Genomic DNA, 13,319 nt, shown 5'->3' with positions numbered 1-13,319 from the left:
ACGAAGAACTTTGAACCATGGCCACTATCCACGTAGACGGCAAAGAGCTCGAAGTCGATGGGGCAGACAACCTGTTACAGGCATGTCTGTCGCTAGGCCTCGATATCCCTTATTTCTGCTGGCACCCTGCCCTTGGCAGCGTTGGCGCTTGCCGCCAGTGCGCGGTCAAGCAGTACACCGACGAAAACGACACCCGTGGTCGCATCGTCATGTCCTGCATGACCCCTGCCACCGACAACACCTGGATCTCCATCGAAGATGAAGAGTCCAAGGCCTTCCGCGCCAGTGTTGTCGAATGGCTGATGACCAACCACCCTCACGACTGCCCGGTCTGTGAAGAAGGCGGTCACTGCCACCTGCAAGACATGACGGTAATGACCGGCCACAACGAGCGCCGTTACCGCTTCACCAAGCGTACCCACCAGAACCAGCAACTGGGCCCGTTCATTTCCCACGAAATGAACCGCTGCATCGCTTGCTACCGCTGCGTACGCTTCTACAAGGACTACGCCGGCGGCACCGACCTTGGTGTGTTCGGCGCCCACGACAACGTGTACTTCGGTCGCGTTGAAGACGGCGTGCTGGAAAGCGAGTTCTCCGGCAACCTCACCGAGGTCTGCCCGACCGGTGTGTTCACCGACAAGACTCACTCCGAGCGCTACAACCGCAAGTGGGACATGCAGTTCTCGCCGAGCATCTGCCATGGCTGCTCCAGTGGTTGCAACATTTCCCCGGGCGAGCGTTACGGCGAACTGCGTCGCATCGAAAACCGTTTCAACGGTTCGGTGAACCAGTACTTCCTGTGCGACCGTGGCCGTTTCGGCTATGGCTACGTCAACCGCGAAGACCGCCCGCGTCAGCCACTGCTGGCCAATGGCACCAAGCTGAGCCTCGACGAAGCGCTGGATAAAGCCGCCGACCTGCTGCGTGGTCGCAACATCGTCGGTATCGGCTCGCCTCGCGCCAGCCTCGAAAGCAACTACGCGTTGCGCGAACTGGTCGGTGCCGAGCACTTCTACTCGGGTATCGAAGCCTCCGAACTGGAGCGTATCCGCCTGGTCCTGCAAGTGCTGAAAGACAGCCCACTGCCAGTGCCGAACATGCGCGACATCGAAGACCACGATGCCGTGTTCGTCCTCGGTGAAGACCTGACCCAGACCGCTGCACGCATGGCCCTGGCCCTGCGCCAATCGGTCAAGGGCAAGGCCGAGGACATGGCCGATGCCATGCGCGTCCAGCCTTGGCTCGACGCCGCCGTGAAGAACATCGGCCAGCACGCGCTGAACCCGCTGTTCATCGCCAGCCTGGCTGAAACCAAGCTCGACGACGTGGCTGAAGAATGCGTTCACGCAGCACCGGATGACCTGGCCCGCATCGGTTTCGCCGTGGCTCACGCCCTCGATGCCAGCTCTCCAGCCGTAGAAGGCCTGGACGCTGAAGCCCTTGAGCTGGCCAAGCGCATTGCCGACGCCCTGCTCGCGGCCAAGCGTCCACTGATCATCGCCGGTACTTCCCTGGGTTCAAAAGCCCTGATCGAAGCCGCCGCGAACATTGCCAAGGCCCTGAAGCTGCGCGAGAAGAACGGTTCCATCAGCCTGATCGTGCCAGAGGCCAACAGCCTCGGCCTGGCCATGCTCGGTGGCGAATCGGTCGACGCAGCCCTGCAAGCCGTGATCGACGGTAAGGCCGACGCCATCGTCGTGCTGGAAAACGATCTGTACACCCGTACCGACAAAGCCAAGGTTGATGCCGCCCTGACCGCCGCGAAAGTGCTGATCGTCGCGGACCACCAGAAGACCGCCACCAGCGATCGCGCACACCTGGTTCTGCCAGCCGCCAGCTTCGCTGAAGGCGACGGTACCCTGGTCAGCCAGGAAGGTCGCGCCCAGCGCTTCTTCCAGGTCTTCGATCCGAAGTACATGGACGCGAGCATCCTGGTTCACGAAGGCTGGCGCTGGCTGCATGCCCTGCGCGCAACCCTGCTGAACCAGCCGATCGACTGGACCCAACTGGACCACGCCACCGCCGCTGTCGCTTCCAGCACACCGATTCTGAACCGCATTGTCGACGCCGCACCGTCCGCCGCGTTCCGCATCAAGGGCATGAAACTGGCCCGTGAACCGCTGCGCTACTCCGGTCGTACCGCTATGCGCGCCGACATCAACGTGCACGAACCGCGTACCCCGCAAGACAAGGACACCGCGTTCGCCTTCTCGATGGAAGGTTACTCGGGCTCTGCCGAACCGCGTCAGCAAGTGCCATTCGCCTGGTCTCCGGGCTGGAACTCGCCGCAAGCCTGGAACAAGTTCCAGGATGAAGTCGGTGGTCACATCCGCGCTGGCGACCCGGGCACCCGCCTGATCGAAACCAGCGGTGACTCGCTGAACTGGTTCGCCAGCGTTCCGCGTGCGTTCAACCCGGCCCAGGGCACCTGGCAGGTTGTGCCGTTCTTCCACCTGTTCGGCAGCGAAGAGAACTCTTCGAAAGCCGCTCCGGTTCAGGAACGCATTCCGGCTGCTTATGTCGCTCTGGCCAAGTCCGAAGCCGACCGCCTGGGTGTCAACGACGGCGCCATGCTGAGCCTGAACGTGGCCGGCCAGACCCTGCGTCTGCCGCTGCGTATCAACGAAGAACTGGGCGCCGGTCTGGTGGCCTTGCCTGCGGGCATCGCCGGCATCCCGCCAGCGATCTTTGGCAAATCCGTTGACGGTCTGCAGGAGGCAGCGCAATGACCTTGTTCACTCCTGAAGTGATCGACATCATCATCGCGGTCCTCAAGGCCGTGGTGATTCTGCTTGCCGTGGTGGTCTGCGGCGCCCTGCTGAGCTGGGTCGAGCGTCGTTTGCTCGCCCTCTGGCAAGACCGTTACGGTCCGAACCGCGTCGGTCCGTTCGGCGCGTTCCAGATCGCCGCCGACATGATCAAGATGTTCTTCAAGGAAGACTGGACGCCGCCGTTCGCCGACAAAGTGATCTTCACTTTGGCGCCGGTCGTGGCCATGAGCGCCTTGCTGATTGCCTTTGCGATCATCCCGATCACCCCGACCTGGGGTGTCGCGGACATCAACATCGGCATCCTGTTCTTCTTCGCCATGGCCGGTCTGTCGGTCTACGCGGTGCTGTTCGCCGGCTGGTCGAGCAACAACAAGTTCGCCCTGCTGGGCAGCTTGCGGGCCTCGGCGCAAACCGTGTCGTACGAAGTGTTCATGGGCCTGTCGCTGATGGGCATCGTGATCCAGGTTGGCTCGTTCAACATGCGCGACATCGTCGAATACCAGGCGCAGAACATGTGGTTCGTCATTCCGCAGATCTTCGGTTTCCTGACCTTCTTCATCGCTGGCGTGGCCGTGACTCACCGTCACCCGTTCGACCAGCCGGAAGCGGAACAGGAACTGGCCGACGGTTACCACATTGAATACGCCGGCATGAAATGGGGCATGTTCTTCGTCGGCGAGTACATCGGTATCGTGCTGATCTCAGCGCTGCTGGTGACCTTGTTCTTCGGTGGCTGGCACGGTCCGTTCGGCATCCTGCCGCAGATCCCGTTCATCTGGTTCGCGTTGAAAACCGCGTTCTTCATCATGTTCTTCATCCTGCTGCGCGCCTCGATTCCGCGCCCACGGTATGACCAAGTGATGGATTTCAGCTGGAAGTTCTGCCTGCCGCTGACCCTCGTCAACATGCTGGTGACCGCTGCGATCGTGTTGCTCAACACGCCCGCCGTCGCGGCTCAGTGAGGATAGAGAATCATGAAGTACATTTTTGACATCGTGCATGGCTTCTTCACCCAGCTTCGCAGCCTGGTGATGATCTTCGGCCACGCCTTCCGCAAGCGCGACACGCTGCAGTACCCGGAAGAGCCGGTCTACCTGCCGCCGCGCTACCGTGGGCGTATCGTCCTGACCCGCGACCCCGACGGTGAAGAGCGCTGCGTAGCGTGCAACCTGTGCGCCGTGGCTTGCCCGGTCGGTTGCATCTCGCTGCAGAAAGCTGAAACCGAAGACGGTCGCTGGTACCCGGACTTCTTCCGCATCAACTTCTCGCGCTGCATTTTCTGCGGCCTCTGCGAGGAAGCCTGCCCGACCACCGCGATCCAGCTGACACCGGATTTCGAAATGGCCGAGTTCAAACGTCAGGACCTGGTTTACGAGAAAGAAGATCTGCTGATCTCCGGCCCCGGCAAAAACCCTGATTACAACTTCTATCGTGTTGCAGGTATGGCGATTGCCGGTAAGCCGAAAGGCTCCGCGCAGAATGAAGCCGAACCGATCAACGTGAAGAGCTTGCTGCCTTAAGGAAGAAAGATGGAATTCGCTTTCTATTTCGCATCGGGTATCGCTGTGGTGTCCACGCTTCGCGTGATCACCAACACCAACCCCGTGCACGCCCTGCTCTACCTGATCATTTCGCTGATTGCCGTGGCGATGACGTTCTTCGCCCTCGGCGCGCCGTTTGCCGGTGTACTGGAAGTGATCGCCTACGCTGGCGCCATCATGGTGCTGTTCGTGTTCGTGGTGATGATGTTGAACCTGGGCCCCGCCTCGGTTCAGCAAGAGCGCGCCTGGCTCAAGCCCGGTATCTGGGGCGGCCCGGTCCTCCTCGCCGCGCTGCTGCTGGTGGAACTGCTGTATGTGCTGTTCTCCCACCATAGCGGCCAGGCCGTCGGCCACACCACCGTAGACGCCAAGGCCGTGGGCATCAGCCTGTTCGGTCCTTACCTGCTGGTGGTCGAACTCGCCTCGATGCTGCTGCTCGCCGCAGCCGTCACGGCGTTCCACTTGGGCCGCAACGAAGCCAAGGAGCAATGACGATGCCTGCTATCCCTATGGAGCATGGTCTGGCGGTTGCCGGCATCCTGTTCTGCCTCGGTCTGGTCGGCCTGATGGTCCGCCGCAACATTCTCTTCGTGCTGATGAGCCTGGAGGTCATGATGAATGCCTCCGCCCTGGCGTTCATCGTTGCCGGTAGCCGCTGGGCGCAGCCGGATGGACAGATCATGTTCATCCTGGTGATCAGCCTGGCAGCTGCCGAGGCCAGTATTGGCCTGGCGATCCTGCTGCAACTGTATCGCCGCTTCCACACGCTCGATATCGACGCTGCCAGTGAGATGCGCGGATGAACCTTCTCTATCTGACTTTCCTGTTCCCTCTGATCGGTTTTGTGCTACTGGCGTTCTCCCGGGGACGCCTCTCGGAAAACCTCTCGGCGCTGATCGGCGTCGGCTCCATTGGCCTGTCGGCGATCGTCGCGGCTTATGTGATCTGGCAATTCAACGTGGCTCCGCCGGAAGGCGGCCACTACACCCAGGTGCTGTGGCAATGGATGGCGGTGGAAGGCTTCACGCCGAACTTCGCCCTGTACCTGGACGGCCTGTCGGTAACCATGCTTGGCGTGGTCGTCGGCGTCGGCTTCCTGATCCACCTGTTCGCCTCCTGGTACATGCGCGGTGAAGCCGGTTACTCGCGCTTCTTCGCCTACACCAACCTGTTTATCGCCAGCATGCTGTTCCTGGTGCTGGGCGATAACCTGTTGTTCCTGTACTTCGGCTGGGAAGGTGTGGGCCTGTGCTCGTACCTGTTGATCGGTTTCTACTACAGCAATCGCAACAACGGTAACGCCGCACTCAAAGCCTTCATCGTGACCCGTATCGGTGACGTGTTCATGGCCATCGGCCTGTTCATTCTGTTCGCCCAACTGGGCACGCTGAACGTTCAGGAACTGCTGGTGCTGGCTCCGCAGAAATTCCAGTCCGGCGACTTCTGGATGGTCATGGCCACCCTGATGTTGCTGGGCGGCGCTGTCGGTAAATCCGCGCAACTGCCACTGCAAACCTGGCTGGCGGACGCGATGGCCGGTCCTACTCCGGTTTCGGCACTGATCCACGCCGCGACCATGGTGACCGCCGGTGTCTACCTGATCGCCCGTACCCACGGCCTGTTCACCCTGGCGCCGGAAATCCTGCATCTAGTAGGAATCGTCGGTGGCGTGACCCTGGTATTGGCAGGTTTTGCAGCCCTGGTTCAGACCGACATCAAGCGTATCCTCGCCTACTCGACCATGAGCCAGATCGGCTACATGTTCCTGGCCCTGGGCGTTGGTGCCTGGGACGGCGCGATCTTCCACCTGATGACCCACGCCTTCTTCAAGGCGCTGCTGTTCCTTGCTTCCGGTTCGGTAATCGTTGCCTGCCACCACGAGCAGAACATCTTCAAGATGGGCGGTCTGTGGAAGAAACTGCCACTGGCCTACGCCAGTTTCATCGTCGGCGGCGCGGCCCTGGCGGCCCTGCCTCTGGTGACCGCAGGCTTCTACTCCAAGGACGAAATCCTCTGGGAAGCGTTCGCCAGCGGCAACCACGGTCTGCTCTATGCGGGTCTGGTCGGCGCGTTCATGACCTCGCTGTACACCTTCCGCCTGATCTTCATCGCGTTCCATGGTGAAGCGAAGACCGAAGCCCACGCCGGTCACGGCATCGCCCACTGGCTGCCACTGTCGGTGCTGATCGTATTGTCCACCGCCATCGGCGCGATGATCGTTCCACCGCTGCACGGCGTGCTGCCGGAAAGCGTCGGTCATGCCGGCGGCGAAGCCAAGCACAGTCTGGAAATCGCCTCGGGCGCCATCGCTCTGGCCGGTATCCTGCTGTCCGCGCTGCTGTTCCTCGGCAAGCGTCGCTTCGTCACCGCCATCGCCAACAGCGGCATCGGCCGTATCCTCTCGGCCTGGTGGTTCGCTGCCTGGGGCTTCGACTGGATCTACGACAAACTGTTCGTCAAGCCATACCTGGCGATCAGCCACATCCTGCGCAAAGACCCGCTGGACCAGACCATCGGTCTGATCCCGCGTATGGCCAAAGGCGGTCACACCGCCCTGAGCCGTACCGAGACTGGTCAACTGCGTTGGTACGCCGCCTCGATGGCTGCTGGTGCCGTGCTGGTAATCGGCGCCGTCGTGCTGGTAGCGGTCTGATATGAACCTTGCGAACTTGCGAAAGGAATTGAGCCCGTCATGATTCTGCCTTGGCTAATCCTGATCCCCTTCATCGGCGGCCTGCTGTGCTGGATGGGTGAGCGCTTCGGCGCCACCCTCCCCCGCTGGATTGCGCTGATCACCATGTCCCTGCTGCTGTCCCTCGGCCTCTGGCTGTGGGCCAACGGTGACTATTCATTTGCGCCGGCACCGGGTGCCGATCCGACCTGGGCGCTTGAGTTCAAGCACGTCTGGATCCAGCGCTTCGGCATCAATGTGCACCTGGCCCTCGACGGCCTGTCGCTGTTGATGATCATGCTGACCGGTCTGCTGGGTGTCCTCTCGGTACTCTGCTCGTGGAAAGAGATCCAGCGTCACGTTGGCTTCTTCCACCTGAACCTGATGTGGATCCTGGGCGGTGTCGTCGGCGTGTTCCTGGCCCTCGACCTGTTCATGTTCTTCTTCTTCTGGGAAATGATGCTGGTGCCGATGTACTTCCTCATCGCGCTCTGGGGTCACAGTTCTTCGGACGGCAAGAAAACCCGGATCTACGCGGCGACCAAGTTCTTCATCTTCACTCAGGCTTCCGGCCTGATCATGCTGGTGGCGATCCTGGGCCTGGTACTGGTCAACTTCAACGACACCGGCGTGATTACCTTCAACTACGCCGACCTGTTGAAGACCAAGATGTCGACGACCACCGAGTACATCCTGATGCTCGGCTTCTTCATCGCCTTCGCGGTCAAGCTGCCGGTCGTACCGTTCCACTCCTGGCTGCCTGACGCTCACGCCCAGGCGCCGACCGCAGGTTCCGTCGACCTCGCCGGTATCTTGCTGAAGACCGCAGCCTACGGCTTGCTGCGTTTCGCCCTGCCGCTGTTCCCGAATGCGTCGGCCGAGTTCGCGCCGTTCGCCATGACCCTGGGTCTGATCGGGATTTTCTACGGTGCATTCCTGGCGTTCGCGCAAACCGACATCAAGCGTCTGATTGCCTTCTCGTCCGTTTCCCACATGGGCTTCGTACTGATCGGCATCTACTCCGGCAGCCAACTGGCGCTGCAGGGCGCGGTGATGCAGATGCTGGCGCACGGTCTGTCGGCGGCGGCACTCTTTATCCTGAGCGGCCAGCTGTACGAACGCACTCACACCCGCGACATGCGTGAAATGGGTGGCCTGTGGTCGAAGATCGCTTACCTGCCGGCCCTCAGCCTGTTCTTCGCAGCCGCGTCCCTGGGCTTGCCGGCTACCGGTAACTTCGTCGGTGAATTCCTGATTCTGATCGGCACCTTCCCGATCGCCCCATGGGTCACCATCATCGCGACGTCCGGCCTGGTGTTCGGTTCGGTCTACTCGCTGATCATGATCCACCGTGCCTACTTCGGCCCGTCCAGGTCGGACGCGGTGATGCATGGCATGGATGGTCGCGAACTGATCATGGTGGTCGGTCTGGCAGCGCTGCTGATTTACATCGGCGTCTACCCGCAACCGTTCCTCGATACCTCTGCCGCTACGATGCATGGCGTGCAGCAATGGCTCGGCACCGCCTTCACTCAACTCGCTTCGGCCCGGTAAGAGCGCTATGGAATTCACGACTCAACACTTTATCGCGCTTGCGCCGTTGTTGATCACCAGCGCCACGATCATCGTGGTGATGCTGGCGATCGCCTGGCGCCGCAACCACTCCCAGACCTTCCTGCTGTCGGTGGCGGGTCTGAACCTGGCTTTGCTGTCGATCCTGCCAGCCTTGAAGGTCGCGCCATTGGCTGTGACCCCGCTGCTGCAAATCGATAGCTTCGCTTGCTTGTATATGGCGCTGATCCTGGTCGCCACCCTCGCTTGTGTCACCCTCGCCCACGCCTACCTCGGCGACGGCGGCACGGGTTACCCGGGCAACCGTGAAGAACTGTACCTGCTGATCCTGATGGCCGCTGCCGGTGGCCTGGTTCTGGTCAGCGCGCAACACCTGGCCGGATTGTTCGTCGGTCTGGAACTGCTGTCGGTGCCGGTCTACGGTCTGGTGGCTTATGCCTTCTTCAACAAGCGTTCGCTGGAAGCCGGTATCAAGTACATGGTGCTGTCGGCCGCCGGCTCCGCGTTCCTGTTGTTCGGTATGGCCCTGCTCTACGCTGACGCCGGTTCCCTGAGCTTCAACGGCATCGGCCAGGCTCTGGCGGCCACCGGCCTGCCAAGCTCGCTGGCGCAACTGGGCCTGGGCATGATGCTGATCGGCCTGGCATTCAAGCTGTCGCTGGTACCGTTCCATCTCTGGACTCCAGACGTTTACGAAGGTGCTCCGGCGCCGGTGGCAGCGTTCCTGGCCACCGCTTCCAAGGTTGCCGTGTTCGCGGTGATGGTGCGCCTGTTCCAGATCTCGCCAGCGGCGAGCAGCGGCGTACTGAGCAACGTACTGACCATCATCGCCATCGCGTCGATCCTGTTCGGTAACCTGCTGGCCCTGACCCAGAGCAACCTCAAGCGTCTGCTGGGTTACTCGTCCATCGCCCACTTCGGCTACCTGCTGATCGCCCTGGTGGCGAGCAAGGGTCTGGCCGTGGAAGCCATCGGCGTGTACCTGGTCACCTACGTGATCACCAGCCTCGGCGCCTTCGGCGTGATCACCCTGATGTCCTCGCCGTACAAAGGTCGTGACGCAGACGCCCTGTACGAATACCGCGGCCTGTTCTGGCGCCGTCCGTACCTGACCGCTGTGCTGACCGTGATGATGCTGTCGCTGGCCGGTATCCCGCTGACCGCGGGCTTCATCGGCAAGTTCTACATCATCGCCACCGGTGTCGAGTCGCATCAGTGGTGGCTGGTCGCTTCCCTGGTACTGGGCAGCGCCATCGGCGTGTTCTACTACCTGCGTGTGATGGTCACCCTGTACCTGATCGAGCCAAACTTGCGTCGCGTCGATGCTCAACTGCACTGGGAACAACGTGCAGGCGGCGTGATGCTGCTGGCCATTGCGGTACTGGCTTTCTTCCTCGGCCTGTATCCACAACCGCTGCTGAACCTGGTTCAACAGTCGGGCCTGGCGGGTTGATCGCTTAAGCGCCATTCGGTAGTAAACAGAAACGGCACCTTCGGGTGCCGTTTTTGTTTTTGAATCACGCGATAGAGGCAGAACAGTCACATAACCAATGAACAGGAACAATGAAAGCCAAACTGGTGATCCCCGAAGACTTTGATGCCCCGTTGCCTGATGACAGGCTTGATGATTTCGAAGCTAGTCAAATTTGAGGCTTCTGATTTTCGCCAAATGACTCAACACGTAGATGTTCGTTCGGCTGATGAAATTTGCTGACTGAGACGGCCTCTTCGCGAGCAAGCCCGCTCCCACAGGGATTTCCTGTGAATACACCATTTGTGAACACCTGCGATTACCTGTGGGAGCGGGCTTGCTCGCGAAGGCGTCCGGACAGGCACAAAAGAAAACGGCACCTCTCGGTGCCGTTCGCGTTTTACAGGTCAGCCTTTACTTACGCGCATCCGCCCACGATTTCAGCAGTTCGTTGTAGCTCACGGTTTCGCCTTTCGGCTTCTCGTTTTCCAGTTTCGGTTTCGGTGCGCCCGGTTGGTCGAACCAGTATTGCGCGTCACGCTCAGGGTTCATTTTCGGTGCGCAGGTGGCTTGTGCCTTCGAACGCTCCAGACGGGACATGATCGCGTCCTGATCCTTGGCCAGACCGTCGAGTGCCTGTTGCGGGGTTTTGTCGCCGCTTGCCGCTTCGGCAATGTGGCTCCACCACAACTGCGCGAGGCGAGGATAATCAGGCACGTTGGTCCCGGTCGGGGTCCATTGCACGCGGGCCGGGCTGCGGTAGAACTCCACCAGGCCACCGAGCTTCGGCGCCAGGTCGGTCATCGCTTGCGAGTTGATGTCCGACTCGCGGATCGGAGTCAGGCCGACGATGGTTTTCTTCAGCGATACGGTTTTCGAGGTCACGAACTGCGCGTAGAGCCAGGCCGCCAGTTTTTGCTTTTCAGGCGTGGACTTCATGAAGGTCCAGGAACCCACGTCCTGATACCCCAGTTTCATCCCCTCCTCCCAGTACGGCCCTCGCGGCGACGGCGCCATCCGCCATTTCGGCGTGCCGTCGGCATTCATCACTGCCAGACCTGGTTTGGTCATGTCGGCGGTGAACGCGGTGTACCAGAAGATCTGCTGGGCGATGCTGCCCTGGGACGGCACCGGGCCAGATTCGGAGAAGGTCATGCCTGCCGCTTCCGGTGGCGCGTACTTCTTCAGCCAGTCGACGTATTTGGTGGTGGCAAACACCGCCGCCGGGCCGTTGGTGTCGCCGCCACGCGTCACGCTGGAGCCCACCGGATGGCAATCCTCGACACGAATGCCCCACTCGTCCACCGGCAAGCCATTGGGGATGCCCTTGTCGCCGCCACCGGCCATGGAGAACCAGGCATCGGTGAAGCGCCAGCCCAGGGACGGGTCTTTCTTGCCGTAGTCCATGTGCCCGTAGACGCGCTTGCCGTCAATTTCCTTGACGTCTTCGCTGAAGAATTTGGCGATGTCTTCATAGGCCGACCAGTTCACCGGCACGCCCAGCTCGTAGCCGTACTTTTCCTTGAACTTGGCTTTCAGGTCCGCGCGTTCGAACCAGTCGGCGCGGAACCAGTACAGGTTGGCGAACTGCTGGTCGGGCAATTGATAGATCTTGCCGTCCGGTGCAGTGGTGAACGAGATGCCGATGAAGTCCTTGATGTCCAGGGTCGGCGAGGTGAAGTCCTTGCCTTCGTTAGCCATCAGGTCGGTGATCGATTCAGTCTTGCCGTAGCGAAAGTGCGTACCGATCAGGTCCGAATCGTTCACCCAGCCGTCATAGATGCTCTTGTCCGATTGCATCACCGTCTGCAGTTTTTCCACCACATCGCCTTCTTGCAGCAGGTCGTGGGTGACTTTGATTCCGGTGATCTCGGTAAAGGCCTTGGCCAGTACCTTGGACTCGTACTCGTGGGTGGCGATGGTTTCCGAGACGACTTTGATGTCCATCCCGCGAAACGGCTCGGCGGCCTTGATGAACCACTTCAGTTCCGCCAACTGCTGATCGGCCGTCAGGGTGGACGGCTTGAACTCGCTGCCAATCCATTTCTTCGCAGCGTCTTCATAGGCATCGGCCCAGGCAGACGCGCTCAAACCGCTGAGTGCCAGCATGGCTGCCAATGAAATGCTATGTCGCAGCTTATTGTTTTTGTCGAACATAGAGACCTCCTTTTAGGGTTTCGGAGCAACATTGCCGAGCGATTCGACTAGCCCCAACGCATCACAGCCAACAGCCACACCAGGGACAACGCGAAGGCCACCCAGATGCTCCAGTCGGTGACGCCGATTACCAGCAAATGCAGGTAGGCGCTGCCGAGAAGACCGATAAACAACCGATCGCCACGGGTGGTGGCAATCGGTAGAACACCTCGCCGAAGCACGCTCGGCGAACGCAATTCCCAGGTGGTCATGCCCACCAGAATCAAGGCAATGACGCCGAAGAACGCCGCCGTGGGGACCGTCCAACTCATCCATTCCATCATCAGCTCCTCATACCCGGCCCAGGGCAAAGCCCTTGGCCACGTGGTTGCGAACAAACCAGATCACCAGCATGCCCGGCAGGATGGTCAACACCCCGGCCGCCGCCAGTACCCCCCAGTCGATACCGGATGCCGAGACGGTGCGGGTCATCACCGCCGCGATCGGTTTGGCGTTCACCGAAGTGAGGGTTCGCGCCAGCAGCAGTTCGACCCAGGAAAACATGAAGCAGAAGAACGCCGTCACGCCGATACCGGAGCCGATCAGCGGGATGAAGATCTTCACGAAGAACTTGGGAAAACTGTAGCCATCAATGTAGGCGGTTTCGTCGATTTCCTTGGGTACGCCGGACATGAAGCCTTCGAGAATCCACACCGCCAACGGCACGTTGAACAGGCAGTGAGCCAGGGCCACGGCGATGTGGGTGTCGAACAACCCGATCGACGAATACAGCTGGAAAAAAGGCAACAGGAACACCGCTGGCGGCGCCATGCGGTTGGTCAGCAGCCAGAAGAACAGGTGCTTGTCGCCGAGGAAGCGATAACGCGAAAACGCATAGGCCGCCGGCAGCGCCACGCTCAGGGAAATCACCGTGTTCAGGCTCACGTAGTACAGCGAGTTGAGGTAACCGGTGTACCAGCTCGGGTCGGTGAAGATCACCTTGTAGTTGTGGAAGGTGAAATCCTGGGGAAACAGCGTCAGGCCGCCGAGGATTTCGCTGTTGCTCTTGAAGGACATGTTCAGCAGCCAGTAGATCGGTACCAGCAGGAACAGGATGTAGAGCAGCAGTGGAACAAGCTTTCTCTTGCTCATGG

Annotated in this window: 11 protein-coding genes; 8 read left to right on the top strand and 3 right to left on the bottom strand. The window is 60.6% G+C overall.

The window, feature by feature from the left end:
* The first annotated feature begins 17 nt into the window (after positions 1-17).
* The 8 genes from nuoG to nuoN are packed head-to-tail and all read left to right on the top strand — an operon-like array spanning position 18 to position 10,011.
* Positions 18-2,732, top strand: coding sequence for an NADH-quinone oxidoreductase subunit NuoG (gene nuoG, locus AC07XF_RS03460; RefSeq protein WP_495025410.1), 2,715 nt, complete (start codon positions 18-20; stop codon positions 2,730-2,732).
* Positions 2,729-3,736, top strand: coding sequence for an NADH-quinone oxidoreductase subunit NuoH (gene nuoH / locus AC07XF_RS03455; RefSeq protein WP_007993849.1), 1,008 nt, complete (start codon positions 2,729-2,731; stop codon positions 3,734-3,736). Before nuoG ends, nuoH begins: the two co-directional genes overlap by 4 nt.
* Positions 3,737-3,748: 12 nt before the next feature.
* Positions 3,749-4,294 carry an NADH-quinone oxidoreductase subunit NuoI gene (gene nuoI / locus AC07XF_RS03450; protein ID WP_008032736.1) on the top strand — a complete coding sequence of 182 codons (546 nt, stop codon included), beginning with the start codon at positions 3,749-3,751 and terminating at the stop codon, positions 4,292-4,294.
* 9 nt (positions 4,295-4,303) lie between these two features.
* Positions 4,304-4,807, top strand: coding sequence for an NADH-quinone oxidoreductase subunit J (gene nuoJ, locus AC07XF_RS03445; RefSeq protein WP_442099839.1), 504 nt, complete (start codon positions 4,304-4,306; stop codon positions 4,805-4,807).
* 2 nt (positions 4,808-4,809) lie between these two features.
* The gene (nuoK, locus tag AC07XF_RS03440) at positions 4,810-5,118 is read left to right on the top strand and encodes an NADH-quinone oxidoreductase subunit NuoK (protein WP_007946416.1); all 309 of its coding nucleotides are present in this window, start codon (positions 4,810-4,812) and stop codon (positions 5,116-5,118) included.
* Positions 5,115-6,968, top strand: a complete 1,854-nt coding sequence (gene nuoL / locus AC07XF_RS03435; protein ID WP_495025409.1) for an NADH-quinone oxidoreductase subunit L — start codon at positions 5,115-5,117, stop codon at positions 6,966-6,968. Before nuoK ends, nuoL begins: the two co-directional genes overlap by 4 nt.
* A gap of 39 nt (positions 6,969-7,007) precedes the next feature.
* Entirely contained in the window at positions 7,008-8,540 is a 1,533-nt protein-coding gene (nuoM, locus tag AC07XF_RS03430; protein WP_495025408.1) for an NADH-quinone oxidoreductase subunit M, read from the top strand.
* Positions 8,541-8,547: 7 nt separating this feature from the next.
* Entirely contained in the window at positions 8,548-10,011 is a 1,464-nt protein-coding gene (gene nuoN / locus AC07XF_RS03425) for an NADH-quinone oxidoreductase subunit NuoN (protein WP_495025407.1), read from the top strand.
* A gap of 432 nt (positions 10,012-10,443) precedes the next feature.
* Here nuoN and AC07XF_RS03420 read toward each other — a convergent pair whose 3' ends face one another.
* From AC07XF_RS03420 to AC07XF_RS03410, 3 genes are read right to left on the bottom strand one after another with little or no spacing between them, the layout of a single operon-like run.
* Complete coding sequence (locus AC07XF_RS03420; RefSeq protein WP_008001172.1) at positions 10,444-12,186, bottom strand: ABC transporter substrate-binding protein; 1,743 nt, start codon at positions 12,184-12,186, stop codon at positions 10,444-10,446.
* Positions 12,187-12,233: 47 nt separating this feature from the next.
* A complete protein-coding gene (locus AC07XF_RS03415) occupies positions 12,234-12,506 on the bottom strand; it encodes a DUF2160 domain-containing protein (protein ID WP_495025406.1) in 273 nt (90 codons plus the stop codon).
* Between the two features lie 10 nt (positions 12,507-12,516).
* Positions 12,517-13,317: a carbohydrate ABC transporter permease gene (locus AC07XF_RS03410; protein ID WP_046037828.1), complete on the bottom strand. Its 801-nt coding sequence runs from the start codon at positions 13,315-13,317 to the stop codon at positions 12,517-12,519.
* Between the last annotated feature and the right edge of the window lie 2 nt (positions 13,318-13,319).

Source organism: Pseudomonas sp. GW821-FHT01C01, assembly GCF_059422645.1.
This window is presented reverse-complemented; position numbering and strand designations above follow the sequence as displayed.